Genomic DNA, 26,010 nt, shown 5'->3' with positions numbered 1-26,010 from the left:
CAGTTGTTGTAATTTCAGCAATCGTGTTAATGCTCCCCTTGCTATGAACCCTATAGATGTGAACAGGAGCCACCCCTTCCAGATTGTGCTGAAGAAGCTACGTTCAGCCTGGAAGCGGGGACTGAAGATCGGGTATCGATCTACAGTGCCGGGTCTCTTGCGTGGACGTATCATGCTGTTGAACGGACTCGCATTTATCGTATTGATTTCCGTAGTCTCATTTTCCGTAGTATATGCTGCGATAGGGTATACATATTTTTACGGTCCGCTATATATAGTGCCGGTGTTGATCGTTGTACTGGTGCTGAATCGGAACGGAAAATTTCGTGCTTCCCAGAATCTTTACCTGGTTGGTTCGTTGCTGGTCATAAGTTACTGGTGTTACGAAGGGCGGGGCACTGGTAACGAATATACCCTGATCGGGCTCGCCACTACCGCTACACTGATCTCGGAAGATCGTGTCTCGGTAATATTCGCCAACGTGATGTGTGCAATTATATTTATAGCATACCTCGTTTATCACACGCAAACTCCTTTTGTTCCCGATCCTGCTATTAATTATACTATTGTTCCGGCCGCTATATTACTCAATACCGTAGCTGTTATATCTTTTCAGATTGCGTTCTTCCGCGACCTGGCCAAACACTATGATGAAAAACTTACTGTAAAGTATAATGAACTTCGCAAGGCTGAAGCGGAATTGAAATCGAACAACGAAGAGATCAAAGCCATCAACGAAAAACTGCAGGACTTGACCAATCAATTGGAAAGTCTTGTCAGGCAAAAAAGCCGGGAGTTGCAAACCTATATTGATGCGATCGATATAAATATGTACTCATGCATCAACGACAAGGAAGGGAAATTTGTGCAGGTAAATGAACAGATCGTGAAGGCATCCGGGTATACAGCCGAAGAGCTTCTGGGTAAACACTATAGTATGCTGGCAACGCCCGAGCATCAGGCGGCAAATGAAGAAGAGCGAAGAGCAGCGTTGCTGGAAGGCAGGGTATGGCGTGGTGAAGTTGAACATCGCAGCAAGAGTGGACACTTGTACTGGTTTGATTGTGTAGTTATACCCATTCGAAATGATCATGGGCAAATTGAACACTTCCTTTCATTAGGACTTCCCATAACCGAGCGTAAACTGCATGAGCAGATCCAGGAGAAGACGCGTGGTATATTAGAATCGATCGCGTTCAGTGCATCGCATAATATCCGCGGACCGATGGCGCGTATAAAAGGATTGGCCAACCTGATCGAGATGGATGTTTTTGACCGTGATGAATTTAAAATGGTAGCAAGGAAATTTTCGGTCTGCAGCGATGAACTGAACACGGCCACCAGCGAACTGGTGGACTTCGTGCATAATCACCAGGAGCTATTGCTTCGCGTAAAGTCCCGTAAACCATAGCCGGTCGCACGCACGGCACATCCCCGGTAAAAAAGTAAAATTTTTTTATGGAATTGGTGTGAACACCGCATCTCATGTGAAAATAAATCGATTCACTATGAGTAAACGTATTTCTCTTTCCATTGAAAATCCCTGCCATGAGCAATGGAGCGATTTTACACCTACCGCAAACGGAGGCTTTTGCAGTTCGTGCAGTAAAAATGTAGTCGACTTTACGAAGATGAGCGATGCCGAGGTTCTCGCTTTCTTTACCAACAAGCCCGCCAATATGTGCGGACGTTTACGTACCAACCAATTGAAAAGCTATTCGTTTCAGACGGCACCGACTTTCAATCCGGGACTGACATTATTGAAAGCTGGTTTTCTGAGTCTGATGTTTGCGTTGATGGCTAAAGAAGGTTCTGCGAATGTTATACAGCAGCAGATATCTCCGGTATATATGGAACATACCGCATCTATGCAGACTGCAACCCTGCGTGTTGCAGATGAAGAACGCATTGTAAAAGGCGTTGTTCGGGATGAAGTTAATCAACCCATGGCCGGTGTAAGTATATATCTGAAAGGATCAATGGAAGGAACTGTAACCGATGCTGACGGAAAATTTGAATTCCCCCGGAAATTAAAAGAAGGCGATGTGCTGATGCTGAGTTTTATCGGGTATGAGACAATGGAATACACCGTAACAGCCGAAACGATTGATTCGATCGAGATCCGATTATCTGCTGCGTATTATGAGATGATGGGGAAAATTGTAGTGGTGGATGATATATATACTGAAAAGGAACAGTCTGGCTTGCGCAAATGGTGGGGAAAGGTGAAGGGTATATTCTGAGTATATAGTCAGTAATCTGAATCCATGAAGATATTCGTCTATATCGTGTTGATAACGGTAACTTGTTCGGTGCCGCTATATGCCCGTGTATCAGATTTTGCTGATGTCGATTTTTCGAAGGCAGATAGTATAGCCGCACGCTATCCGCGACATTCGTTGCGTGACCTGCGAGCGCTTGCCGATAAACTCACCAAACCGTTATCAACCGATGTGGAGAAATTCAGAGCGATCTATACCTGGGTGTGCACAAATATTGCGAATGACTACGGGTTATATTTGAAGAACGAACGTCAACGTGAAAAATATTCAGACCCGGTTGCACGCCAAGCCTGGAACCGCGAATTCAGTGCACGCGTATTTGAAAAATTACTACATGAACATAAAACAGTTTGTACCGGCTATGCCTACCTGGTAAAAGAGCTTGCTTTTCATGCCGGTATAAAATGTGTAATAGTTGATGGCTATGGACGAACCGCTCAATCGAATATACGAGGCGAAGGTATAGCCAATCATTCCTGGAATGCAGTGCAGTTAAATGGTAAATGGTATTTGTGCGATGCCACCTGGTCCAGTGGTGCTGTTGATGCAAAGACAGGTCGTTTTGTTAAAAAGTTTGATGCTATATATTTTCTGATGGACCCTGCTTTGTTTGTACGCAATCATTATCCGATTGATCCTGCCTGGATGTTGCTGTTTTACAAGCCCACGCTGCATGAATTTTTATATCGCCCTTTGATCTATAGCAATATATTCCAGTATAACATTCAGATGCTGCTACCGGAGACATTTGATCTATCTACTTCAAAATCCGGTACGGTCTCTTTTCAGTGGAAGGTTGATCATGACAAGCAACCGGAAACTATAGCATTGCAAATAAAAGGCAACGATTCTCTTGATATGCTCTATCCGGAAGTGCATCGCGATGCAGGTATACTTCGCATCGATCATACCTTCCGGACAAAGGGAACGTATACAGTACATATTCTTTTTAACGGCAGTTATGTGTGTACCTACATGGTACATGTAACGTAGATGGATAATGTAGTTTGAGTTACAACCTTTAAAAAATACACCCCGTCCCTTTTGTTTCGTAGAACTTTTTTCTGACTCACATCATCCAGTATAGCGGAGACTTCGTGCTGTCTCATCGGATTTTTTATCAGGGCTTATCATTTTAACAGTAAAGCGATGCTAAAGAATTACCTGCTCATTGGCTGGAGAAATCTTGTCCGTACCAAAGTGTTTTCATTTGTAAATATAGCCGGATTGTCTGCCGGTATGGCTGTTGCCATATTGATTGGTATATGGGTTTGGGATGAGATAAGTTATAATACATCTTTTCGGAATTACGATCGGCTTGCCGCGGTGTATCATCATGTAACGTTTGGTGATGAAGTCATGACGATCAACGATGTTCCCGAGCCTTTAGGTCGTGCGCTGAAAGATGCCTGTGCAGACTTTGAACAGGTCGCGATGACTTCGAACGAGCGCAGTCATATTGTTCAATATAAAGAATCATCGCTTACGGAAACCTGCATGTTTGTAGAGCCTGCCTTTGTTACCATGTTTTCAATGGATATACTGCAGGGAAGTGCCGTTGCATTGAACGATATACATTCGGTGCTGATGTCGCAGACACTCGCGGCATCGCTTGTGGGTGATGATCCCGTGGGGAAGTCGGTGAAGTTTGATAACCGCGATCACCTGGTAATAGCCGGTGTATTCAGGGACTTTCCTGCGAACTCAGAATTTGCACCGGTAAAAATGATACTGCCGATGGCGTATTACCTGTCAGTGAATGAATCGAAAAAGGACAACTGGGAGGATTATACTTTTGTGAGTTATGTGTTGATGCGCGATCATGCTTCTTTTGAGGATGCTGAAAGTAAAATGAAAGATGTACTCTATCAGCATGCATCCAATGATGGTAAATCCATCAAGCCAAAAGGAATTTTATTCCCGATGTCCCGGTGGCATTTATATGCTGATTTTAATGATGGCATTAACACCGGTGGACAAATCCGCTCGGTGTGGATGTTGGGGATCATTGGTGTTTTTGTGTTGATGCTGGCATGCATCAACTTCATGAATCTGAGTACGGCACGAAGTGAAAAACGATCGAAAGAAATTGGTGTTCGCAAAGTGATGGGTTCACTGCGCGGACAACTGGTGAATCAGTTCCTGAGTGAATCACTGTTGATCGTGTTCATAAGTTTTTTGCTGTCGGTGCTCATCGCACAACTCTCCCTGCCGTGGTTCAATACACTGGCTGGTAAAAACATGTCTATACCGTATGGTAATCCTGTATTTATACTGTCGGTAGTGATTTTTATTATAGGCACGAGTCTGCTGGCCGGAAGTTATCCTGCGCTATATCTTTCATCCTTCAACCCGGTAAAAGTCTTGAAAGGTATATTTCATGCGGGGCGCGGCACATCGGTTCCGAGAAAGGTGTTGGTGATTTTTCAATTCACCACATCGATCATTATTGTTATTGGTACGATGGTTGTATATCTCCAGATTCAGCACGCCAAGAACAGGCCCGTTGGTTTTGATCGCAAGGGGATTGTACATATAGCGGTTCGCACCGAAGAACTGGCCAAAACAGACTATAACATTTTGCGTGATCAATTGCTGGCAACAGGTGTTGTCCAAAATATGGCAGTATCGGATTTTCCAATTACGGGTTCCATGGCCGCAGATGCATCGCTTACGTGGAAAGGTAAAGATCCGGCTTTGCGACCGCTCGTTGCCCTGAACAGTTGCAGTCATGACTTTCCGGCAACAAGCGGTTTTCAATTTATAGAGGGCCGTGATTTTTCGCGGGAATTAGCGTCCGATTCTTTCGCGGTTGTTATAAATGAAATGGCAGCACAACTCATTGCAGGTGGCGAGAGTGCGCTTGGTAAAACAATACGTTTCGGATATGCCAAAGACCGTGAGATTGTTGGTGTTATAAAAGACCAAATACGCTGGACTCCCTTTAGCAAACAAAGTCCACATATATACTATATCCGCTATGATCTTGCCCGGTATATAACCGTTCGTCTGTATCCTGATGCGAACCCTCACGATGCACTGTCCAAAGTTGAAGCGGCCATAAAAAAGATTGATGCAGCGGCTCCCTTCGAGTATAAGTTTGTAGATGATGATTACGCGCGATTATTTCATAGCGAAGAGCGCATGGGTAAACTGGCGGCTGTGTTTGCTGTGCTGGCAATCTTCATCAGTTGCATCGGTATATTTGCACTGGCTGCATTTGCCGCCAGTCAGCGCACAAAAGAAATCGGTATACGAAAAGTTCTTGGTGCTTCGGTGTTTGCCTTGTGGCGCATGCTGGCGAAAGACTTTCTCATACTGGTGGCAGCGGCAATTTTACTGGCATCTCCGCTGGCGTATTATCTGCTGCAACAGTGGCTGCAACGTTACGAGTATCGCATCGATATACCATTCCAGGTCTTTATTGTTACAGCTTTGTTCGCGTTGACGGTAACCTTGCTTACCATCAGCTACCAGACGCTGAAGGCAGCATGGGTAAATCCGGTAAAGAGTCTCAAGTCCGAATGATGCTTATACAGCCCGTTTTTTATGCTACCATATCGGTGAGTGCCTGGAATACATTCAATGGATATTCCGCCAGTCGGTTACAAAGGTATAGATACCATTCTTTACCATAAACGAAATATAGCTTGGTGGGGTAGCCTTCATCCTTCAATGCCTGTAACTGCTGAGTTTGTATTCCATACAAGCTTTCAAATTCATATAGGTTGCTGTCGGAATTATAATTTTGTATCAATTCTTTTACGGTCTGCTGTATTTTGTGGTGATGGGTAGCGATGCTACAAAGATGGTTACTCGCTAGCAGTTGTTCTATATAGTGTAAATAACGATTGTCCAATTCCTCGCCACGCGGTAATGAAAGTCCGGCCGGTGTTTCAAAAGCTCCTTTTACAATTCTTACTCTGCCGGCATGTTTAAGGGCTTCGTCAAAATCATCTTTTGTGCGATGAAGGTAGGCTTGCAACGTAATGGCTACGTTGCTATAATTTCTGGCAATATCATAGTAAGTTCGTAGTACGTCATCAGTTCTGCCGGTGTCTTCGGCACTTATTGTAACTTCTATATTGCCGGTGGCGGCTTCGTTGCAAATCATATCCAGGTTATGCAGGCATAGCTCGCGGGCAATAGCCAGTCCGATGTGCGATAAGTCCAGCGAAACAGTGGCGTTCAGATTCAGAAGTTTTATTTGCCGGCATATCGCTATAAATTCATTTCGCGCAGCATTGGCTTCAGTTTCTGCGCGCGTACTCTCGCCCATAAATTCAATGGAACACTTGAATCCATTTTTATTCTGGACTTTTACTTTTTCGGTGGTCTCCGCGAGCGTCTCTCCACCGATATAGCGCTCTGCGGCTTTTTTCAAAGTCGCGAAGAGAACCGGGTTCGCCAGGATATATTCCTTTGCTTCTTCATGGAGTGCCGCTTTGCGAAGCGCGGCTGATGCCTGGTGTAACAATGGTTCCATTACGTGTTGTTATAGTATATATGTTCAAAGGTAGAGCATGTCCGCGAGAGTAGCGATTGATCTATGTTAAGGAATGAGAGCCTTTCGTATTCTGCTGAGACTTTCTGCCTGTATACCCAGGTATCGGGCAATTTTATTACCGGGTAAGCGCTTTACCACTTCCGGATCTTTTTCAAGAAGTACGTTGTATCGTTCTTCAGCCGAAAGCGTCAGGAAGTCTTTCTCTCTTCTCGCCCGCGACAGAAACAACTGATTGGCTATATGCAGATTCAGGTGAGCGGATACCAGCGCTGTCGCATTAGCACGAATGAAATTTTCACGCTGTATGACGCTAATGGTGCAAGACGTAAGCGCAACTACCTGCACATCGGAAGGTTGCTGTAGCACAAAGGAAGTATAGGCTGCGAAGAATTCCCCGGCAAAAACAAATTCCAGTATTTTCTCTTCTTCACCTTTTAATGTACTCACCTGCACTACACCTTCCTGCAATAACATGATCTTGTCTTCTATCTTGTTATAGTCGGTTATGATGGTGTGTGCCGGTATAGTCTGTTGATCAACATTAAACGGCAAAGTAAAATTACCCGCTTCATATCCGGCTATGTTTTGTTGTATGAAAGATTCTACTGTCATGGTGTAGGTCGTTACTCGTTATCGGTTAATTGTATTCGTGGGTGTGAGATTGGTGTGTGAGGTGCTCCTATTATATAATTGGTTTTTGTTATATCATTAATCATCAGTATTTATGGTTGACGATTAATGATTAACCGATGACGGTTAACGCTCAACTCCTCCTGCCTTTATCCTTCCCAACACCAACATCTGCCTTCGTTATACTCATATATACCTCTGAAAAGGATTTGCTCTTGTGCTGGAGCCAGAGTGAAGAGTATTTCATTTCTATTCCTTTCAGTAATTGTATCGCGAGTTTTTTGTCGTCATCGGCCAGCTCGTGCGTCATCATGCGTGCGTTCTTTACAATCTGCTGGTAGCAATGTTCAACCGTTCGCTCGCCTTTGGTTGTTAATTCCACACGCTTGGAGCGCTTATCATTTTTGTCTACATACTCTTTTATCAGACCACGTTTTTGTAAACGTCTCAGCATATCAGTTCCGCTGGAGAGTTCGTGAAGGTTGTCGTATATAACATCGGTTTTTCGCGGGCTCTTGTTTTGTCGTATTGTCATCAGCATTCCGAATTCTTCGATCTGGTTTACTTCGGTATCTTTCAACGCCATGTTAGCGTAGAGCATATTTAGTTTACTGATCCTCCCGATTACTTTCATCAATAAGCCTCCGGTAAAGTTAGGCACTACGCCACCGACAAGTGTTCCTTTTGCCTTGTTCTCATTTTGATGGGCGAGAAAGTATCGACAGAAATCAGCAATGCTTCCTTCCGGGTGATTGATCTCAAATTTTGCCCACTCGTTCACCAGTTCAACAGTCTTGTTCATAAAAGTAATTACTTCGGTTTCGTAACAAATCTATGACTTTTATTTCCATATCATAGTTTGTGCCAGATGCACTATAATACCTTTGGATCATTAACAACAACAATTATGGAGACATCGAGACGAAAGACACTCTATTGGGTGGCGAAGGGATTTATTAGTTTTTTTATGCTGTTCAGTGCGTACTTCTCCTATACACATGCAGAAGATTTACGACTTCTGGGTTTCCCGGATTACTTCAGAATTGAATTGGTAACGGCAAAAGTAATGGGAGCTTTTCTTTTACTGATACCGCAGGTTTCACTGCGTGTAAAGGAATGGATCTATGCAGGGTTTATGATCACCATGATCTCGGCACTGATCGCCCACATCTGTAGCAACGACCCGATCGGCAGAATACTGTTTGTGGCGGTTGATTTTATACTCATCGCAACCTGTATCCAGGTGGTATATAAATATGAACATCAGCAGGTGCCAAAGGAATCATAAACTATATAGTCGGTTATGGGGGGGTATCTTTATAATATAGCACTGGTTACGCACGTGGTGGGTATAACTTTAGCGGCAGGTGCAACAGTTTTTGATTTCGTGATCGTTTCGATTCATGGGCAAAATCGTTCAAAAAGTATATTGGATAGTTTTGTGTCGGAAACTATACATAACAAAGTATCCCGGTTGATTGGCATAGGCATGTTGCTGATTATTCTTTCCGGAATCGGTATGATGGCTTTTCTCCATGGCGTATGGGGACAACAAACATGGTTTCGAATCAAAATGATAATTCTTGTTATTATTGTCGTGAATGCTATAGTCGTCCGCCGACTACTCGGAATTCGTTTTCAGAAAATGCTGCAGGCAGAGGATGTTGAAGTTGCTTCTCAACAATTGTTAGATGTTCACAGAAATATCAGGATTGTACAGATTGTGCAGATGCTTTTGTTCGTAACAATCTTTGTACTCAGCATTTTTAAATTTAATTAGATGTCGTGTAGAGTAGCTTGCTGAAGTGTTGGAATGTAGCGATATTAGTTTCAACTCTTCAGCAGGTACGTGCGGTTTTGAGACAGATGTAGTATAGAGGACTACTGCAGGTATTACGGGCGAGTTAACGTTCTGTTATATTCAGTACAGCCTATTCAACCTAACTACATATCTCCATGAATGCAATGTTTCGTTTCTCCGGGTTGCAGCGCACGCTGCTTTGTGTGCTATTCATTGTGTTTGTCGGCTTTTCTACTTCTGTAATCGCGCAGAAGAAAGATAAGGGCAAAGAAAAAGGTAAGAGTAAAGACAGGGAATTTGTATCTGCCGATAACCTGAAGCAGCGCATCGATCACCTTGTACAAGCGAAAGTAAAAGAATTCGGTATACCCGGATACTCGCTTACGGTGATGTATAAAGGTGAAAAAATTATAGAGAAGGGCTATGGCTTTGCTGATCTCGAAAATAAAATTCCGGTAACACCGCAGACCGTATTTGGTCTTGCCTCTATAACCAAAACATTTACCGGCCTTGCGTTGCTGAAGTTGGTAGACGATAGAAAAGTAAATCTCAACGATCCGCTATCCAAATACTATGAAGGATTGTCTCCGGCTTATCAGAAGATTACCATCCTGCAACTTGCCAGCATGACGGCTGGTGTACCGGCACATGTTAATGAAGATGTTGACTGGAAAGGACAAATAAAAAATGCACAGGAATCACCGCTCGAATCAAAACCCGGAACGCAGTACGCTTATTCCAACCTGAGCTATCGAATACTCGGAGGCGTGATAGAAAAGGCAAGCGGACAAACCTATATAGAGTATCTGCAAAAATATATACTCACACCGTTTGGCATGACTAACACCAAGCCCAGCGACCAGGCATTTTCATCCCCGGTAGCTATACCCTATAATGATAATCTCAAGCCATTGAAGGAGGGGCTCAAATCGCCTTCGATAAATTTTGCCGCCGGTATGCTTGCGTCCAATACCGTGGACATGGTAAAGTATGCGCAGGCGCTTGTTCATCGAAAATTACTCACACCTCAGGGATATGAAAGTCTATGGAAAGAACGGCCAGGAGTTGTTAATGTAAAGAAAGACAAAGAATCGGCATGGGCGTTTGGCTGGGGATCGGCTCTCGTTAACAAACACTTGAAAGTTGGTATGAATGGTGGTTTGCCCGGTGTTGCGTCTTCCATATTTATTTTTCCGGATGATGATCTGATCATTGTGGGACTCTCCAATAAGAATGGCGAAGCGCACGAAGTCTCAAAGCTTGTGCTGGACGAAGTGTTGGGCAGATCAGAATAAATATATAGCTTTCTTGATTTAGATATAGCGATCCATCAGCATAGATATGTCATCCTGGAACACAACTACAAAATTATTCTTTCGGCTCGGGTTCATATATTTTCTTTTATATGTGTTTCCTTTTCCTATCGGGTGGATTCCGTTTACAGAATTTATACAGGCTCAATATTATAACGCATGGCTCGGGCCGGCTAACTGGATTGGTAAGAATATACTTTCAATTCCGTATGAGATTACCATACTCCCCAACGGGAGTGGTGATACCACCTTTAACTATGTTTTGATTTTTATATTCCTGGTGATTGCTGTAGCGGGCACCATCGTCTGGATAATACTTGACTCTAAACGTACGCATTACGAAAAGCTCTGGTACTGGTTTATTGTTGTGCTTCGTTATTACCTCGGAGTTGTGCTGCTTGCATACGGCTTCGTTAAAATAATTCAGACACAATTTCCTGCTCCTTCCCTGGAGACTATGCTTCAATCGTATGGCGAGTCAACGCCTATGAAATTACTATGGACGTTTATGGGATACTCCAAAGAGTATAACTTTTTTATAGGCCTGACGGAAGCAACATCTGGTATGTTGTTATTTTTTAGACGCACGCGGTTGCTCGGGGCTCTTCTGTCTATTGCTGTTATGAGTAATGTGGTTGTACTGAATTTCTGTTACGATGTGCCAGTTAAATTATTGTCAACACATTTGCTTGTCATCTCTGTTATTTTACTTCTGCTGGATATAAAGCGACTTGTTGCATTTTTTATTTTGAACAAAACCGTAGCACCTGTGCCGGTACAATCGGTCTATCGGAAGCCATGGGAGAAGACTCTATATATAGCTGCAAAGGTTGTTTTTATTGGCGGCTTTCTGTTGATCTATATAGGACAGGGTGTAATGAGACAAGCACAATTGTCTCAATCTACAGAAAATGGAACTGCGCTCTATGGTATATATGATGTGCAGGAATTTATACTGAACGGAGATACACTTCCGCCCGTAACGACCGACACCAGGCGCTGGAAGCGCATGTATATTCGCAGCGCTGAATCGGTTGATATTCAGTATATGGATGGTGCTTCCATACGCTGGACCTGCCAGATAGATACAGTACACCATGCCATTAACCTGGCATCGATGGGGGCTGCCGTTGGCACTCTCTATAATTATGAAGTCAGCCACAATACCATGATCATGACCGGTGGTGAACCCAGGACAATGATTACATTCCTGGTAAAAAAACACGACAACTTTCCGTTGCTGAACGGTCAATTCAACTGGATTAATGAGTATCCTAATAATCGGTAATTGATTGCGTTGGGACACCGGAATATATAGCGTATCCAGACAACAGAAGTTTAACCTCTTAATCGCTGGCTGCACTTGGTCCCTTCTTTTATGTATCTTAACTCAAACGTTTGTTAATCATTATTCAATCGATTGAATAATGGTTCATGGTTTATCGCTTTTGAGTTTTAATTCTCACCCGGATACAACCACTATTAGCAAATTGATTTCATAACAAATCCCTTTATTATGAGATCAATCAATTACTTGAATCCTTTCGGACTCGGACGGAGTCTGAAGAAAGTGAAGGCAATTTTATTGCTCATGTTTGTCTCGTCAATCGCTTGTGAGTTGGTACACGCACAAGCTTTCATTCACCCGGGAGGTTTGCATACACAGGCAGATCTTGACCGGATGAAAAACCAGGTAGCTGCCGGAACCCAGCCGTGGCTTACCGGGTGGAATAAACTGTTGGAAGATCCTATGGCCCAAAGCACTTACACAGCTGCGCCTTTGGCAAATCTGGGCTCGAATCGTCAGCGTGCTTCGCGCGATGCCCATGCTGCATACCTCAATGCTATACGCGGATATATAGCCAACAGTACCGAACACATTGATTGTGCTATACGCATCTGCAACGCATGGTCTGCTACAGTGAACCAGGTGCCTAGCGGTACAGATATACCCGGACTGAGTGGCATACCTATATTTGAATTTGCACTTGTAGGCGAGATACTGCGGATATATAGTCCCAGTCGATGGGCGACTGCGGATTTTGATCGCTTCAAAACCATGATGCTGACTTATCTATACCCGGTGTGTAATAATTTCCTGACGAACCACAATGGTGCCTGTATTTCAAACTACTGGGCTAACTGGGATGCCTGTAATATAGGAGCCGTAATGGCCATCGGTGTATTGTGTGATGATCGCGCCAAGTTTGATGAAGGTGTCGCTTACTACCAGAGCGGTGCCGGTATGGGCAGTATCATGAATGCTGTATATACTATACATCCCGGCAATTTAGGACAATGGCAGGAGAGTGGCCGCGACCAGGAACACGCACAGCTTGGTATAGGACTACTCGGTGCAGCATGCGAAGTAGCATGGAACCAGGGACTTGATCTGTACGGTTACTCCAATAACCGTCTGCTGGCAGGTGCTGAGTACGTTGCACAGTATAATTTATGGAAGCCCGTTCCGTATACAGCTTATAATAATTGTCAGAATGCCAATCAGCGTTGGGCTTCTATTAATGGAAGAGGTCGTCTGGATGATCGTCCGTTGTGGGAGATGATCTACAACCACTATGTTATACGCAAAGGACTCAGTGCACCAAACACACAAGCGGTGGCTCAGTTAATGAGACCGGAGCACGGCAGTGCCGATCACTTCGGGTATGGTACATTAACCTTTACACGCACAGCTTCTGCATTTCCGCCATCACCAATCCCCCCTGTACCCACAGGACTTATTGCTACACCCGGTGTAGGACGTGTCTTTTTAAAATGGAACAGAAGCGGAGATACAGCCTATGGTTACGATGTTCTGCGGGCTACTGCAAGTGGCGGCCCCTATACCAGTATAGCAACGTGGACAGACAACACGCGCTGTGAGCATACTGACGCTTCAGTAACCAATGGAACAACGTATTACTATGTAGTTGCTGCGCGAAACCAGGCAGGCACCAGCGCTAATTCTGCGCAAGCCAGTGCCACGCCTTTCACAACGGGAAGCCTACCTGCAGGATGGACCAACGCGAGTATCGGAACGGTAAACGGGGCAGCTTCCGGTTTTGCCAATGTAAGCAGTGGTACATTTGTAGTGAGTGGATCGGGTACCGGTATAGGTGGAACATCGGATGGACTTATGTATACCTATACCAATACCTCTGGTGATGCTATTATTACTGCGCGCCTGTCAAGTATAAACTGGAACGGAGGTGGCGGTGCTCAAAAAGTAGGTGTAATGATTCGCGAGTCGCTTAACGCTGATGCAAAAGCAGTAATTATGAAGTTAGGCGATGTAGGCACGCGCAGAGCCGAGTTTGGTTCACGCACGACAGATGCCGGTAACATGACGTGGACTCGCGGCAATGATTATACATGGGTGCCCGCATGGTTCCGCCTGCAACGATCCGGAAATACATTTACCGCGTATGAGTCTTCAGACGGAACTACGTGGTTTACGGTGGGGTCCAGTACTATATCCATGGCTGGTACATATCTGATTGGACTTGCAGTGTCATCTAACAATGCCAATGTAAACACAACACACTTTGATAACGTAACGATTACCAACAGTACAACCGGCCCCGCCAATGGTATATATACTGTTACTGCGCGCCACAGCGGTAAAGTAATGGAAGTAGCAAATAACGGCACAGCAAACGGATCGAACGTGAGGCAGTGGCCTTCTAACGGCTGTGCCTGCCAGCAATGGATTGTGACGAATATAGGTAGTAATCAATATACCCTTGTTGGTGTTGCCAGTGGAAAGAATCTCGATGTGAATGGCGTCTCAACGGCCGATGGTGCCAATGTGCAGATATGGCAATATACCGGGGGCAACAACCAGAAATTTACCATTACACCCACCAGCGGAGGATACTATCGCATAACACCCGTACACAGCGGTAAAGCCGTAGATGTAGCCGGCAACTCAACAGCCGATGGTGCCAACATTCAGCAGTGGACCTACAACGGAGGCAACAACCAGCAATGGAGTTTTACAAATGTTACAGCAGCAGCGCGCGAGGCGGAAGTACTTCCGGAAGAAACAGAAGAACAAAAAGCAGTACAAGTCTATCCGAACCCAACCACTGGAGAGATAAATATAGCATTACCATTGTCCTATAAAGAAGGCGAAAAGACAGTCGATCTCCTGGACAATTCCGGTAAAAACGTTGCATCAGAAAAATTCGGAGGCACCACCCACACCCTGAAAATTACCACACTCCCTGCGGGCCTCTATATATTAAAAGTGAAAAGTAACAAAGCCTTAATTATAAGAAAAGTAATAAAAGAGTGACTAGAGCCTAATAAAAATAATTTATCACCAAAGCGTACAAACTAAAATCAACGAAGAGCACGGATATATACCGGCTCTTCGTTAATCTTTAAATCTTCCAATTTTCTAATCTTCCGCCAGTACAGGCGAAAACGTTCTTGCAGCAACAATTGCTTTGCAGAGTTGACTGATCTCGCCGTAGACTTTATGAAACAGGAACGGTCCCATCGATACACGCTTTACTCCGAGTTTGTTCAGCGTATCAAAGCCCGGGAGGTTCGGGGCACACATTACATTCAATGGAAGCGTTGAGTTTTTGACAGCTGCCGCTATATCTTTCTCATCACGGATAAATGGTAAGAAAATACCATCGGCACCCGACTCATTATATAACTTCAACCGGTTTGTAGTCTCCTGCTGTTTGTTGTCTACGTTCAGAATATAGGTATCGCAGCGAATGTTTATGAAAAGATCAACACCTCTTGCGTGTAGTTTATTCTTGATAAACGATATAGTCTTGGCGAAAGCAGTTGCATCTTTTAACGCGCGACCGGATTTCTGAATAACAGAGTCTTCAATGTTAATGCCGGCAACTCCGAGATCAGCCAGATGCAATACATTCTCGGCAATCTCCAGGTTGGTGGTTCCATAGCCGGTCTCTATATCTACCGTTAGCGGAACGTTGATGGATGAGAGTATACGCCTGATAACAAATGTATAGTCATCAAAGCTCATGTTCTCGCCATCTTCATAGCCAAGACTGTTGGCTACAGCAGCACTCGATGTAGCGACTGCAGGAAATTCACTTTCCTCGAACATAATGGCGCTACGCGCATCCCATGCGTTGGGTAAAAGAAATAACTCGTTGGACGCATGAAGGGATTTGAATTCCTGATAGGGTGTTGACATAATTACTTTGTGTTTTACGGAAGCAAAAGTATACAGGCACCTTACCGGGAAATTGTACAGATCGGAACTGCTTGGTCGTTATTCGTTGCACGCTAATGGTTATCTGTTATGAAAATCCAATTACACAAAGACCAAGAAAACGTAGAGGAGCACAAAGGGTTTTTCTCTGTGTAACTTTAACTTTGTGCCTCCATTGTGCTCTCTGTGCAATTGGATTTTATACTCGTGCTACATGCTACAACAATCCCCAACCATATCTTACGCGGAATGCCCCGCGAGTATTTACAGTAGATATAGTGATGTTGTTGCCACTGCCACCGCGTCTTAACAAGCTGTAGGAATCATTGTCGCGCAATCCCGGCCAGTATACACTTGCCACCTGGTCGTTACGGAATACGTTGCTGGCGGCAACTATATATGCTATCTCGTTATCAGACTGCGGGCCGTTCTGATAGTCTTTGCCGGAGTTCATCGGTGCTCCGAACTCTGTTACAACAACGCGATTCTTATAATTACCCATGCGACTTCTCCAGTCACTTTCCCAAGCTGCGGTTGAGCGTTTGCTTGCCCAGTACGCGTAGTTATGCAGCGATAGCAGGCAACCGTTAAAACGACTATCGGCTCCTATACCGGTTACATTTTCAGAGAAACCTGTACCTGACAATAGTATACGACCTCTCGGTACATTGGGGAACCTGGAAAGGAACTCTACATATATAGACTTTAACTGCGATAAGTTATATCCGTGCGGTTCGTTGAATACTTCAAAATATACATTGTTGTTGCGGCCGTATTTATTAATTACTGTTGTCCACATGCGCCAGAAAGCCGCGGTGTTGTCGATTCTTCCATCTTTGGATGAATTCGATTCCCAGCATCCTAAAATTACTTTCATACCTTTATTAAGGGTCATATCGATAGCACCGGTATAAATGCCCCACCAGCGTTCAGCAACAGACGGAGGATTAATTGGCAGTCGCACGGTATTGACACCCGTCATTCGGTTCTGAAAACCTGAAATGATAGCGTTCGCTTTCGCCGATGCACTGCTATAGGTATCACTGCTGGTAAGCCCGGATGGAATAACCCAGCTGTCCACAAAATTGTCGCGACCATCCGCCCAGTTGATTCCCGAAATACCGGCAGCGCCAACACGCGCGTTGCTTTGATCTTCGATTGTTGCGGGTGTCTCGGCAGTCGTTTCTACAGGCGTTGCGATTTCGTCATTTTCGCACGCATTCAAAAACGTTGTAAGCAGGAATGCTGCAACGAGTAACTTTTGTTTTCTCATAACTTTTTTGATTTGGTTTTGTTATGCAGCAAAATTAGGCAGGCGTTGATTCGGCAGCGGGGATAGTTTGATACTTTATAGGGGACGATTGTGGATTTATTAAAACGATTTTTTGGCCCCGTCCGGAACAATATACCCCTCGGTAAATATACATATATAGATGAGGTAACCTGTTTATAGGTATATATGTTGCTACATGTGTGATTATATATATACTATATGATGCGTTATTGTCTTTTTATCTGAGATAATGGCCTTTATTGTGCATGTTTTATTATTCTTATTGCGATATTAATGCTGGATTATGAAAGTCCATGGCAAAGAGAACACGAAGAAGATACAAATAAAATCACAAAGCCAGAGCAACAGATAACGACTAACGATTAACGCCCTGACGATGCCAGCACAACCGTAGAATCAGCAGTATCAAAAGCAGAAGGTGCAAAGCCAGTAAAGAACTTAAAGTCTCTCACAAAATGAGACTGATCGAAGTAGCCCGACTGATACGCGATCGATGTGAGCGATTCTTCTTTATTGCTTGTCAGGATGAGACTCTTCTGGAAGCGGTTTATCTTAAAGTATAGCTTGGGCGAGAGCCCCGTATATTGCAGAAATAACTTTTGAAGATACCGCGAACTTATTCCATAGCGAAAAGCAACGTCCTGTATAGTGTCCGTGAAGTCTTCATGCTTCATTTCAGTGATCACATTATGAACGAGCTCAAATTTGGAATTTTTCTTTTGAAAAGTATACACCTTCTTTACGAGAAATGCTTCCAGCAATGCAATTTGCCCACGGAGTAACGATGTGTTCAGTAACTGCTCGTGAAGCTGTCCTATTTCTATACTGTCCAGGGCAGTGAAGTCGGTAACGTGATCGTTGAATTGATCTACGTGATCGTTCAATACCATCGATGCCGTGTGCGGATAGAAACGAATGCCGAGCATTTTATTTTTGCCAAGCGATTTGAATTGCAGCGGCTTGATGATTTGTCCCCACAGCTCAACGCGTGGCGTTGTATTGAATGAATTGTCGCGACCGGTTTGGAAATAACCGTTACCGAGATTGAACATGATCTCCATACTTCCTGTAGCACAGGCCATGTCCTGAAATACAACGTCTGTATCGTATTCACACACGTAGAAGCATTTTACAAATGCTCGCAGATGTTCACCGGGTGTAAATTCCTGATACTTCATACCGTTTGGATAAAGATAACAATATACCGGCAAATCTAGATGAAGGCACCGGCAATGTCTTGTACAAAACGGAACACCCCGAAAAAGAATTCAGATTTAACTAAAAGATTGCCGGAATTCCAGGGGCGACTGACTCGTTTTCTTTTTGAATAACTTGTTAAACGACTGCGGATGTTCAAACCCCAACTGGTACGCAACCTGCGCAACGGAGAGGGTACTGGTAGAAAGCACTTCCTTCGCCTTTTCAATAAGCTTCTGGTGAATGTGCTGCTGTGCATTTTGTCCCGTTAACGTACGCAGCATATCACTTAAATAATGAGGCGATACATTTAGCTGGTCGGCCAGGTATTGCACCGTAGGTAATCCTTTTACCGAGGGTGTATCGTTGTTGAAGTAAGTGTTCAGTATATCTTCCAGTTGTGTGAGCAGGTCGCTACTCACCGCTTTTCGTGTAATGAACTGGCGCTTGTAAAAACGGTTGCTATAGTTTAGTAGTAATTCGATTTGTGTTACGATCACATCCTGACTGAACTCGTCAATGGAAGAATGCAACTCATCATCAATGTTGGAAAGTATATTGGTGATGATCGTGCGTTCTTTATCCGACAAATACAACGCTTCATGCACCGAATACGAAAAGAACCCGAGGCTCTTGATAGTCTTGCCCAACGGATAATTACGAATAAAGTCTGAATGAAACAGCAATGAATAGCCGTAGTACTGCGTATCATCCGTTACCGCCAGCAATTGATTGGGCGATGTAAACACAAGACCACCTTCATCAAAATCATAGTAATGCTGCCCGTATCGCATCTTGCCGTTAAGCCCTTTCTTATACGACACTTTATAAAAATCAAGCAGGAAAGATGAAGGCAGATTTTGCTTCTCGATAGATATAGCCGCATTGTCAACCAAACTTACCAGCGGATGCAGGGGCTTTGGCAACCCCAGCACCCGGTGTAAATCTGATATAGAAGTGAACTTATAAGGTTCTTCTTTTTTCACAGTATAAATATAGTTTTGATTTTACTTATGTGCTGTTTTTTCTTCTCACAGCTCACAGCTCAAAACTCGCAGCTTTACCCCAAAAACGTCTGTGCCATTTGTTTTCTGAACTGCTCATCGCCAACCTGCAGGCGTTGTGCGTAGAGCGTCTTGGCATCTTCACCGGCCACATAGCGTAATTTGTCCTGTCCGTCTGTTGCTGCTTCATATACCACTTCGGCAATTTGTTCTGCCGTGCTGAAGGAATCTTCATGTATGGCGCCCATCATTTTAGATACCCACTGATCATAAGCAGGGTGCGAAGGCATTTCGAGCGAGCGATTCAGGAAGTCTGTTTTTATACCACCGGGTGAAACCGTTTTTATACCGATACCAAGTTTGGTTAACTCAAACGTCATGCTTTCGGCCCAGCCTTCCAGCGCCCACTTGGTGGCATGGTATATCGAGCTGAACGGGAAGGTGAGAAGTCCGCCCATAGACGTTGTGTTTATAAACAGTCCGCTTTTCTTCTCGCGGAAGTAGGGTATAAATGCCTGTGTTACGCGGATAACACCGAGCAGGTTGGTGTTGAGTTGTCGTACAATCTGTTCGTCAGCTATAGCTTCGAGCGGACCGATCAATCCATAGCCTGCATTGTTGAACACTACATCGATGTTGCCCGATGCTATAGCTTTCTGTGTAGTTTCTTTGATCTCCTCCGGGTTGGTAACATCCAATGGAAGCAATGTAACATTGGCTATACCGTTCAGTTCTGTCTCATTTTCAGGTTTGCGCATGGTGGCAATAACGTTCCATCCGCGAGATGCAAATAATTTAGCTGCAGCTTTACCGAGGCCTGTAGAAGCGCCTGTAATAAAAATTGTTTTCATGACTTGTTTTGTGTTTTAAACTTTACATAACAAAAGTCGAAGTACCCCGGCCGAATCGTGTAGCCAAAACGGACCTTGTTGTAGCTGAAATGGAGCGGGGCGAGGTTGGCCGTTATCCGTTACAGGTTAATCGTTATCCGGAAGCTTGGTCTATGTAGTATTGAGCGTTGAAATGTTCTTTAATTGATATCAAAAACCACGTTATTGTGGCGTGTAAATAAGAAGTTGTACCTGCTCAAATAATTGTTTTACAACTTCGTTTAGCTATAGCTATGACTCTACCTAACCTGATGCGAATTGCAACTTTCTTTATCTCTATCTTACTTATCCTGTTTTCGTGTACCACGCGGGAACATGACCAAAAAAAGAGACCACTGTTTCCCATTAAGGAATATGGAAAATGGGGCTTTATTGATGACACCGGTGCAAAGGTTGTTGTCTGTAAATTTGACTATGTCTATCCCTTCTCGGAAGGCATGGCTGCTATACAAGTGGATAGCTTGTGGGGTTTTATTGATGAGACTGGAGAAATAGTTATACCCCCAAAATATATAACTACCGACTCTAAACATTTTCCTTTCTTCTATGATGGACTATGCCACGTGGAGTTTAAGACGGATACGGGTGTAATCAATTTGTTCATCGATAAGCATGATAAGGTAGCATTCGTGTCACCTTACGAGTATTGGCAAATAAGTTCTTTTCATAACGGACGAGCCCGGGTCGAAATCAATGAACAGATATGCTATATCGATAAGAAGGGAAAGGTTGTGTTAAGAACTCGATTTCAAGCTGGCGGTTGGTTTAGCGAAGGAATCGCTAATCTTTGGATGATTGACAGTGACAGTTCCGTGTATATAGACACGACAGGTCGTGTACTTGCTAAATTTTCTGATTTTGGAAATGGAGATTTCCACGATGGTCTGGCTATGATATCCAACGATTCGACTTATTATATTGATAAAACAGGTAAGCATGTTTTTACTGCTGAGCGAAACGATTTGGTTTATCATGACTTTAGTGATGGAATGGCCGTGGTGTATGACCGAGATCACGGATACGGATTTATGGACAAGACAGGTAGAATTGTTATTCCTCCGAAGTATGACATGACGGATGAATTTTATGATGGTTTATGTGCAGTGATTGTAAATGATGCGTGGGGGTTTATTAATAAGAACGACAGTATGGTTATAGCTCCGCAATTTGATTATTTACGCGGCGGTTTTACGAATGGGATTTGCGAGGTGGAGAAAAATAATCTGAAAGGGTATATTAATAAAAAAGGGAAATATATCTGGCGTGAACAGTATCCGGTACAGTATGGTAAAATTGATTTGAAGCAGTGGAAGCTGGATACACTCGAGATTCATCGCGCCTTATTGGATTATAAATTTGAAACATATTTCAACTATGTTCGAATGGGTGGTTTCCGTTATGGAAATCAACCATCCTTAATCCTTGATACAACTGACCTTACTGCATTTGCCGACAAGTACCTGGCGTATAAACTATACCTCATTAATCAAACAAGGGACACGGTAACTATTCCGATTCGGGGCGGCAGGCCTAAACTTATTCCGCAAGCTATTAATCCGAAAGGGGAGTGGCAGGATCTGGATATCTACGATATTTTTATATGTGGAAACGAACCTCATGAATATAGCATGCCACCCGCAGGCTATCAGGTTTTCGCAGCACCGTTCTTTAAAGGTTCCTATAAAACGAAGTTCCGGTTTAAACTTTACCTCGAAGATGATAAGGAATTATATTCCAATACCTATACCGGCTATATGAACCCGGAACAGGTTGTTACAGAAGAGACTCGTTTGTGGTAATGTTACAACTTGTAATCAACAGATGCTTTAGGAAAAAATAGTATGCGCTTAAATCGCAATCATTACTCTTACGAATAGTGTAGTGTTTTCAAGTATAGCGATGAAGATACAAGTGATTAGCGATTTACACCAGGAGTTTGGGTATGTCGAGTTGAGTTTTACGGGTGCCGATGTGGTGGTGTTTGCGGGGGATGTAAACCTCGGGGTGAAGGGGATTGAATGGATATTAAATACTGTTAAAGATATTCCTGTAATCTATATATTAGGAAACCACGAGTACTATAAAGGCAGCTATCCTAAAACACTTCGTAAAATTCAAGAGCTGTCGCAAGATACAAATGTGCATGTGCTGGACAACCGGTCCGTTGTGATTGACGATGTAACCTTTCATGGCGCAACACTCTGGACTAATTTTGAATTGCTGGGCGACTCGCGCGTTAACGGAAGTATATGTCAGGAGAAGATGAATGATTACAAAATGATTCGCAGAGATCCTTCATATTCAAAGCTTCGCTCTGTTGATACGTATGTTATACATCGGTCGTCTATGAAGTGGCTGGAGGAAAGTCTGGAGTCATCTTCTACAAAAAAGAATATAGTGGTAACGCATCATGCACCCAGTATACAGTCTGTTCCGGAGAAAGATCGAACCAACGTGTTGTCGTCAGCGTATGCTTCGAATCTGGAGGCAACCATTCTGAAGTATACACCTGATTTTTGGATTCACGGGCACATCCATGAACCGGCAAGATATACCATAGGTAACACAACCGTGCTTTGCAATCCACACGGCTATATAGATGAGCCGTATAACGGATTTAATAAAAATCTGATTATTGAAATATAGTCTAACTATTACTCCGCGCCTTCTTCCGCTTGCGCCACTGCCATGGAGGCGTTGGGTTTTTAGCTGACCATATTTTCCGGTGATGGTGTTGGGCCTGGTGTTCGAGGTCGGCCCAGCGTTGGGTGTTATCGTATTCTTTATAGTGCCACGCCAAACCTGCGCGAAGCAGCGATTCATTTACATTGGTGGTGTCTACTTTTACAATGGCAACGATGCGGCCGTAGCGGTCTTTCTTTGTAGGTAGAATGGTTACCGATTTACCCGCTATGAGACTTGATATATACTCTTTGGCAACGGCACCAAAGTCTTGTCCTTTTTCGGGGCAGTCTACTCCGTGCAGGCGGATCTTCTTTTGTTGCTTGTTATCCAGCAGTATCGTAAAGGTATCGCCATCGGCTATCTTTACTACTTTACCGGTATAGGATTGTGCGTAGAGTAAAACGTTCGTTAAAAACAGGAACGCAACGAAAAGAGACAGGCGCATGCAGAGATTCTAAACTATAAAAAATACTAACGACAGACTTCTATTTTAGTGTGCAACCTACTGCTTTTGTTTCAATAGCTCACTATATATCTCGGTGGCCAGCCGGGTTAACTGTTTTTCGCGGTTGGTGATGTCGGTGAGGTCGAGGGTTTCGCTTTGTTGGGTGAGGTTGAAATATAGGTCGTGGATGGCATCGTTCTCCGTATCGAGACCGATAAGGTTCAGAATGGTTTCGCTCAGGTGCAAGTGATAATCGCCCGCACTAAGTCCAAGCGTATTTAACCCGTTGATGAGTTTGTTGTTGATGAGGTCGTCTTTGATGAGGGATAAGATTAGTTCGAAAGTATGCTGTTGAATCATTGCAATAACATTTATTGTTCAATGTTATATTAAAATTATATAAAACACAATTTAAATTGTGTTTTAAATTATATTAGTTTTGTTTTTATTGATTTAATTGTCTGACTATCAGTGTGTAGTTTTGATTGCTAGTAGAAAATACTTTAGATCAAATTTATGCCAAAGAAAGAGATCAATAGAATAAAAGTTGTGCTCGTAGAGAAAAAGAGAACGAACAAATGGTTAGCAGAGCAATTGGAAGTTAATCCCTCAACCGTTTCACTTTGGTGTACCAATGATGCACAGCCATCGCTTGAAACTCTTGTTGCAGTGGCAAAGGTTCTTGATGTTGATGCGAGGGAGTTGATTGTGTCGACTAAGAAGTAGAAAGGACAATCGCTAAGTATATTTTGATAGTTATTTAATTTTTTTATATTCGTAAGTATGGAGCCCATCTATTGTTTCTGAAGAAGCAATGGATGGGCTCGTTTTACTTATATACATTCTTACTCTTATGTTTACCACTATACGCTATATGTCAAGGTTTGTCTTTTATTCGGAAACAACTTCACGCCATTCGGAAGAAAAATTGTGCCCTTTGGAAATTTTCTTTAGTCGAATCTTCTGTATGGTTTAATTTTTTGATCGCAAGTAAATTAAGAACCAATAATCTCACTATGAAAAAAATACTACTATGCCTAATTCCGTTGCTGAAGCTCGCGATTGTATTCGGGCAAATTGAAGCAACAACTAAAGATGGGAAAGCTGTTATTCTTAATAGTAACGGAACATGGAAGTATGTTGAAGAGGATAAGAAAGTCGTAGAGAGCACCATTACACCTATTAGCTATGAATGTAAAGATATTGTCATTGATAAAGTAGATAAAATGACCGGAGAATCTACAAGAATGATGAAAGAAGGAATGGTAGTGTCAGAGGATAACGAAAATGGCTTCGGTATAATAGCTTTTGAGGCATCGGGATCTGTAATTTTAAAGATCATCGCTGCTGGCGCGGGGTCCTGTATCGAGGACGCTGCCGAAATGAATATTCTTTTTCGAGACGGTACCAGACTAAAGATGGTGAATGGTGGTAAGTTTAATTGCGAAGGAGTGTTTACTGTATACTTTGGTGGCGGTTTTGGGAAAAGAAAAGAACTAGAAATTCTTAGGTCAAAAGAGATCGAGACGCTACGAGTTTGGACTTCCAAAAGCTATGTGGAGAAAGATTTTTCATCTGAAAATAGTAAAATGCTCATGGCTTCTCTCAGTTGTTTAAATGTAAAGTAGTAAACATCTGAGACGTATTGTCTATTATGTACACAGCAGTTTAGTTATTCAGCGCCTCACATCGATAATAATTTCAATGTAAATGTTCAAAGAGTTTTTTAAATGGGCTAGCATTAAGCTAAAAAAGGTAAACGATTTACTCGCTTTGCTTACAGACGAGTTTGAAATTGGTAAACTGTCTACGTTCTTATTCGTAATGCTAGCTATTGTATTTCTGTGGTTGTTGATTAGTGTATACGAAATAATTCCTAATTACTATTCGAGTTTGAACGTCGGTGATAAATTAGATCCAGGAAGATTAGGTGATAGCTATGGCGCGGTCACTTCACTTTTTAGTGCGCTGGCGTTTGCGGGATTAGTCTATACTATTTTGTTACAGAGAAAAGAACTAAAGGAAACACGAGCTGAGTTTAGTGAACAGAACCTGACACTAAAAACGCAGAAATTTGAAACGACCTTTTTTCATCTTCTTGAAAACCATAACAATATGGTGGAGAATATGGTGGTTGCTGATGATAGTATTATTAGGGGACGCCAACTCGGACAAATTAAAGGTAGGTTGTATATAAAGATGTTCTATGACCACATCAAAGCCATTTTGGCAAGTAATAAACCTCTTTCGAATCACGCAAAAGAATACTTTAACTTACTAGCTAAATTCAGAGATACTGAACTTTACTTTGCAAGTATGCGTGTTATTTTGATGTATATCCACAGTACCTTGCTAATACACCAAGAGGATAAAAAGATGTATATAGATATTCTAAGATCAAAACTTGGGTATTTTGAAATACGTATTTTGTTTTATCATGTCGCTTTTATATTAAATCATGGCGATACGGTTCAATTGAGAAAGCTGGTTCTCTATTATGATTTGATCAATTTGAGTGATTTTAAATTTTTTAGATCTGAACATATAGAGCTGGTTAATAAATTAAAGGAGGAATCTAAGTACTTGAAGTATTCGGATATTTAATGATTGGCCCATGCCTTTGTTGGTGTTCTTCACCAACAAAACACCCACACTCGTGCTTATCCATCTCCGCTATATATAGAAGGAGGCGTTGGAATAGTGATAATCCTCAGTGTATTTACAAGACTGGCTTTAGCCGGGTTCTGATGTATATAATC

At 43.0% G+C, this 26,010-nt stretch carries 24 protein-coding genes; 14 read left to right on the top strand and 10 right to left on the bottom strand.

Going from position 1 to position 26,010, the window contains the following annotated elements; all coding sequences use genetic code 11:
* Nucleotides 1-43: 43 nt before the first annotated feature.
* The 4 genes from ACFQ21_RS09060 to ACFQ21_RS09045 all read left to right on the top strand — a co-directional run bounded on the left by ACFQ21_RS09060 (nucleotide 44) and on the right by ACFQ21_RS09045 (nucleotide 5,810).
* On the top strand, nucleotides 44-1,411 hold the full coding sequence (locus ACFQ21_RS09060) for a PAS domain S-box protein (RefSeq protein ID WP_377577925.1): 1,368 nt from the start codon (nucleotides 44-46) through the stop codon (nucleotides 1,409-1,411).
* Nucleotides 1,412-1,508: 97 nt separating this feature from the next.
* Entirely contained in the window at nucleotides 1,509-2,243 is a 735-nt protein-coding gene (locus ACFQ21_RS09055) for a carboxypeptidase-like regulatory domain-containing protein (RefSeq protein ID WP_377577923.1), read from the top strand.
* 24 nt (nucleotides 2,244-2,267) lie between these two features.
* The gene (locus tag ACFQ21_RS09050; protein WP_377577919.1) at nucleotides 2,268-3,275 is read left to right on the top strand and encodes a transglutaminase domain-containing protein; all 1,008 of its coding nucleotides are present in this window, start codon (nucleotides 2,268-2,270) and stop codon (nucleotides 3,273-3,275) included.
* Between the two features lie 156 nt (nucleotides 3,276-3,431).
* Nucleotides 3,432-5,810, top strand: a complete 2,379-nt coding sequence (locus ACFQ21_RS09045; protein ID WP_377577917.1) for an ABC transporter permease — start codon at nucleotides 3,432-3,434, stop codon at nucleotides 5,808-5,810.
* A 19-nt stretch (nucleotides 5,811-5,829) separates the two neighbouring features.
* On the opposite strand, the gene ACFQ21_RS09040 is transcribed toward ACFQ21_RS09045, so the two are convergent.
* From ACFQ21_RS09040 to ACFQ21_RS09030, 3 genes are all read right to left on the bottom strand, one after another.
* Nucleotides 5,830-6,768 carry a proline dehydrogenase family protein gene (locus tag ACFQ21_RS09040; RefSeq protein ID WP_377577914.1) on the bottom strand — a complete coding sequence of 313 codons (939 nt, stop codon included), beginning with the start codon at nucleotides 6,766-6,768 and terminating at the stop codon, nucleotides 5,830-5,832.
* A gap of 66 nt (nucleotides 6,769-6,834) precedes the next feature.
* Nucleotides 6,835-7,401 (bottom strand): Crp/Fnr family transcriptional regulator, encoded by a 567-nt coding sequence (locus tag ACFQ21_RS09035; protein WP_377577912.1) that lies wholly within the window; start codon nucleotides 7,399-7,401, stop codon nucleotides 6,835-6,837.
* Nucleotides 7,402-7,552: 151 nt separating this feature from the next.
* On the bottom strand, nucleotides 7,553-8,221 hold the full coding sequence (locus ACFQ21_RS09030) for a MarR family winged helix-turn-helix transcriptional regulator (protein WP_377577909.1): 669 nt from the start codon (nucleotides 8,219-8,221) through the stop codon (nucleotides 7,553-7,555).
* 105 nt (nucleotides 8,222-8,326) lie between these two features.
* Here ACFQ21_RS09030 and ACFQ21_RS09025 point away from each other — a divergent pair, with 105 nt between their 5' ends.
* From ACFQ21_RS09025 to ACFQ21_RS09005, 5 genes are all read left to right on the top strand, one after another.
* Nucleotides 8,327-8,707 carry a DoxX family protein gene (locus ACFQ21_RS09025; RefSeq protein ID WP_377577906.1) on the top strand — a complete coding sequence of 127 codons (381 nt, stop codon included), beginning with the start codon at nucleotides 8,327-8,329 and terminating at the stop codon, nucleotides 8,705-8,707.
* A 15-nt stretch (nucleotides 8,708-8,722) separates the two neighbouring features.
* Nucleotides 8,723-9,199 carry a hypothetical protein gene (locus tag ACFQ21_RS09020; RefSeq protein ID WP_377577904.1) on the top strand — a complete coding sequence of 159 codons (477 nt, stop codon included), beginning with the start codon at nucleotides 8,723-8,725 and terminating at the stop codon, nucleotides 9,197-9,199.
* A 176-nt stretch (nucleotides 9,200-9,375) separates the two neighbouring features.
* Nucleotides 9,376-10,515, top strand: a complete 1,140-nt coding sequence (locus tag ACFQ21_RS09015) for a serine hydrolase domain-containing protein (RefSeq protein ID WP_377577902.1) — start codon at nucleotides 9,376-9,378, stop codon at nucleotides 10,513-10,515.
* 112 nt (nucleotides 10,516-10,627) lie between these two features.
* Complete coding sequence (locus ACFQ21_RS09010; RefSeq protein ID WP_377577899.1) at nucleotides 10,628-11,821, top strand: hypothetical protein; 1,194 nt, start codon at nucleotides 10,628-10,630, stop codon at nucleotides 11,819-11,821.
* Between the two features lie 228 nt (nucleotides 11,822-12,049).
* Nucleotides 12,050-14,830 (top strand): RICIN domain-containing protein, encoded by a 2,781-nt coding sequence (locus ACFQ21_RS09005; protein WP_377577897.1) that lies wholly within the window; start codon nucleotides 12,050-12,052, stop codon nucleotides 14,828-14,830.
* 105 nt (nucleotides 14,831-14,935) lie between these two features.
* Here the strand turns inward: ACFQ21_RS09005 and ACFQ21_RS09000 are convergent, their stop codons facing one another.
* The 5 genes from ACFQ21_RS09000 to ACFQ21_RS08980 all read right to left on the bottom strand — a co-directional run bounded on the left by ACFQ21_RS09000 (nucleotide 14,936) and on the right by ACFQ21_RS08980 (nucleotide 20,082).
* Nucleotides 14,936-15,718, bottom strand: coding sequence for an isocitrate lyase/PEP mutase family protein (locus ACFQ21_RS09000; RefSeq protein WP_377577895.1), 783 nt, complete (start codon nucleotides 15,716-15,718; stop codon nucleotides 14,936-14,938).
* 235 nt (nucleotides 15,719-15,953) lie between these two features.
* Entirely contained in the window at nucleotides 15,954-17,009 is a 1,056-nt protein-coding gene (locus ACFQ21_RS08995; protein ID WP_377577892.1) for a cellulase family glycosylhydrolase, read from the bottom strand.
* Between the two features lie 383 nt (nucleotides 17,010-17,392).
* On the bottom strand, nucleotides 17,393-18,208 hold the full coding sequence (locus ACFQ21_RS08990; RefSeq protein ID WP_377577890.1) for a DUF6597 domain-containing transcriptional factor: 816 nt from the start codon (nucleotides 18,206-18,208) through the stop codon (nucleotides 17,393-17,395).
* Between the two features lie 96 nt (nucleotides 18,209-18,304).
* On the bottom strand, nucleotides 18,305-19,213 hold the full coding sequence (locus ACFQ21_RS08985) for a helix-turn-helix domain-containing protein (protein WP_377577887.1): 909 nt from the start codon (nucleotides 19,211-19,213) through the stop codon (nucleotides 18,305-18,307).
* Between the two features lie 74 nt (nucleotides 19,214-19,287).
* Nucleotides 19,288-20,082, bottom strand: a complete 795-nt coding sequence (locus tag ACFQ21_RS08980) for an SDR family oxidoreductase (protein WP_377577884.1) — start codon at nucleotides 20,080-20,082, stop codon at nucleotides 19,288-19,290.
* Between the two features lie 272 nt (nucleotides 20,083-20,354).
* Here ACFQ21_RS08980 and ACFQ21_RS08975 point away from each other — a divergent pair, with 272 nt between their 5' ends.
* Nucleotides 20,355-21,920, top strand: coding sequence for a WG repeat-containing protein (locus tag ACFQ21_RS08975; RefSeq protein ID WP_377577882.1), 1,566 nt, complete (start codon nucleotides 20,355-20,357; stop codon nucleotides 21,918-21,920).
* A gap of 100 nt (nucleotides 21,921-22,020) precedes the next feature.
* A complete protein-coding gene (locus tag ACFQ21_RS08970) occupies nucleotides 22,021-22,767 on the top strand; it encodes a metallophosphoesterase (RefSeq protein WP_377577880.1) in 747 nt (248 codons plus the stop codon).
* A gap of 1 nt (nucleotide 22,768) precedes the next feature.
* Here ACFQ21_RS08970 and ACFQ21_RS08965 read toward each other — a convergent pair whose 3' ends face one another.
* Both ACFQ21_RS08965 and ACFQ21_RS08960 read right to left on the bottom strand, forming a co-directional pair.
* Complete coding sequence (locus tag ACFQ21_RS08965) at nucleotides 22,769-23,251, bottom strand: thermonuclease family protein (protein WP_377577877.1); 483 nt, start codon at nucleotides 23,249-23,251, stop codon at nucleotides 22,769-22,771.
* Nucleotides 23,252-23,308: 57 nt separating this feature from the next.
* A complete protein-coding gene (locus ACFQ21_RS08960) occupies nucleotides 23,309-23,611 on the bottom strand; it encodes a hypothetical protein (protein WP_377577874.1) in 303 nt (100 codons plus the stop codon).
* Nucleotides 23,612-23,767: 156 nt separating this feature from the next.
* Here ACFQ21_RS08960 and ACFQ21_RS08955 point away from each other — a divergent pair, with 156 nt between their 5' ends.
* The 3 genes from ACFQ21_RS08955 (at nucleotide 23,768) to ACFQ21_RS08945 (ending at nucleotide 25,855) form a co-directional block, all read left to right on the top strand.
* The gene (locus ACFQ21_RS08955) at nucleotides 23,768-23,977 is read left to right on the top strand and encodes a helix-turn-helix transcriptional regulator (protein WP_377577872.1); all 210 of its coding nucleotides are present in this window, start codon (nucleotides 23,768-23,770) and stop codon (nucleotides 23,975-23,977) included.
* Between the two features lie 290 nt (nucleotides 23,978-24,267).
* A complete protein-coding gene (locus ACFQ21_RS08950; RefSeq protein ID WP_377577869.1) occupies nucleotides 24,268-24,879 on the top strand; it encodes a hypothetical protein in 612 nt (203 codons plus the stop codon).
* 82 nt (nucleotides 24,880-24,961) lie between these two features.
* Nucleotides 24,962-25,855, top strand: a complete 894-nt coding sequence (locus ACFQ21_RS08945) for a putative phage abortive infection protein (RefSeq protein ID WP_377577866.1) — start codon at nucleotides 24,962-24,964, stop codon at nucleotides 25,853-25,855.
* Nucleotides 25,856-26,010 lie beyond the last annotated feature (155 nt).

Origin of the sequence: Ohtaekwangia kribbensis (genome assembly GCF_042676245.1) — a bacterium.
Taxonomy (GTDB): domain Bacteria; phylum Bacteroidota; class Bacteroidia; order Cytophagales; family Cyclobacteriaceae; genus Ohtaekwangia; species Ohtaekwangia kribbensis.
Note: the sequence above shows the minus strand (reverse complement) of the source record. Positions and strands in the feature narration are given on the sequence as shown.

What these genes read in the sequence shown, in the direction of transcription:
- ACFQ21_RS09060 (WP_377577925.1), top strand. Translation starts at nt 44, where the DNA reads ATGAACCCTATAGATGTGAACAGGAGCCACCCCTTCCAGATTGTGCTG.
- ACFQ21_RS09055 (WP_377577923.1), top strand. Translation starts at nt 1,509, where the DNA reads ATGAGTAAACGTATTTCTCTTTCCATTGAAAATCCCTGCCATGAGCAA.
- ACFQ21_RS09050 (WP_377577919.1), top strand. Translation starts at nt 2,268, where the DNA reads ATGAAGATATTCGTCTATATCGTGTTGATAACGGTAACTTGTTCGGTG.
- ACFQ21_RS09045 (WP_377577917.1), top strand. Translation starts at nt 3,432, where the DNA reads ATGCTAAAGAATTACCTGCTCATTGGCTGGAGAAATCTTGTCCGTACC.
- ACFQ21_RS09040 (WP_377577914.1), bottom strand. Translation starts at nt 6,768, where the DNA reads ATGGAACCATTGTTACACCAGGCATCAGCCGCGCTTCGCAAAGCGGCA.
- ACFQ21_RS09035 (WP_377577912.1), bottom strand. Translation starts at nt 7,401, where the DNA reads ATGACAGTAGAATCTTTCATACAACAAAACATAGCCGGATATGAAGCG.
- ACFQ21_RS09030 (WP_377577909.1), bottom strand. Translation starts at nt 8,221, where the DNA reads ATGAACAAGACTGTTGAACTGGTGAACGAGTGGGCAAAATTTGAGATC.
- ACFQ21_RS09025 (WP_377577906.1), top strand. Translation starts at nt 8,327, where the DNA reads ATGGAGACATCGAGACGAAAGACACTCTATTGGGTGGCGAAGGGATTT.
- ACFQ21_RS09020 (WP_377577904.1), top strand. Translation starts at nt 8,723, where the DNA reads ATGGGGGGGTATCTTTATAATATAGCACTGGTTACGCACGTGGTGGGT.
- ACFQ21_RS09015 (WP_377577902.1), top strand. Translation starts at nt 9,376, where the DNA reads ATGAATGCAATGTTTCGTTTCTCCGGGTTGCAGCGCACGCTGCTTTGT.
- ACFQ21_RS09005 (WP_377577897.1), top strand. Translation starts at nt 12,050, where the DNA reads ATGAGATCAATCAATTACTTGAATCCTTTCGGACTCGGACGGAGTCTG.
- ACFQ21_RS09000 (WP_377577895.1), bottom strand. Translation starts at nt 15,718, where the DNA reads ATGTCAACACCCTATCAGGAATTCAAATCCCTTCATGCGTCCAACGAG.
- ACFQ21_RS08995 (WP_377577892.1), bottom strand. Translation starts at nt 17,009, where the DNA reads ATGAGAAAACAAAAGTTACTCGTTGCAGCATTCCTGCTTACAACGTTT.
- ACFQ21_RS08990 (WP_377577890.1), bottom strand. Translation starts at nt 18,208, where the DNA reads ATGAAGTATCAGGAATTTACACCCGGTGAACATCTGCGAGCATTTGTA.
- ACFQ21_RS08980 (WP_377577884.1), bottom strand. Translation starts at nt 20,082, where the DNA reads ATGAAAACAATTTTTATTACAGGCGCTTCTACAGGCCTCGGTAAAGCT.
- ACFQ21_RS08975 (WP_377577882.1), top strand. Translation starts at nt 20,355, where the DNA reads ATGACTCTACCTAACCTGATGCGAATTGCAACTTTCTTTATCTCTATC.
- ACFQ21_RS08970 (WP_377577880.1), top strand. Translation starts at nt 22,021, where the DNA reads ATGAAGATACAAGTGATTAGCGATTTACACCAGGAGTTTGGGTATGTC.
- ACFQ21_RS08965 (WP_377577877.1), bottom strand. Translation starts at nt 23,251, where the DNA reads ATGCGCCTGTCTCTTTTCGTTGCGTTCCTGTTTTTAACGAACGTTTTA.
- ACFQ21_RS08960 (WP_377577874.1), bottom strand. Translation starts at nt 23,611, where the DNA reads ATGATTCAACAGCATACTTTCGAACTAATCTTATCCCTCATCAAAGAC.
- ACFQ21_RS08955 (WP_377577872.1), top strand. Translation starts at nt 23,768, where the DNA reads ATGCCAAAGAAAGAGATCAATAGAATAAAAGTTGTGCTCGTAGAGAAA.
- ACFQ21_RS08950 (WP_377577869.1), top strand. Translation starts at nt 24,268, where the DNA reads ATGAAAAAAATACTACTATGCCTAATTCCGTTGCTGAAGCTCGCGATT.
- ACFQ21_RS08945 (WP_377577866.1), top strand. Translation starts at nt 24,962, where the DNA reads ATGTTCAAAGAGTTTTTTAAATGGGCTAGCATTAAGCTAAAAAAGGTA.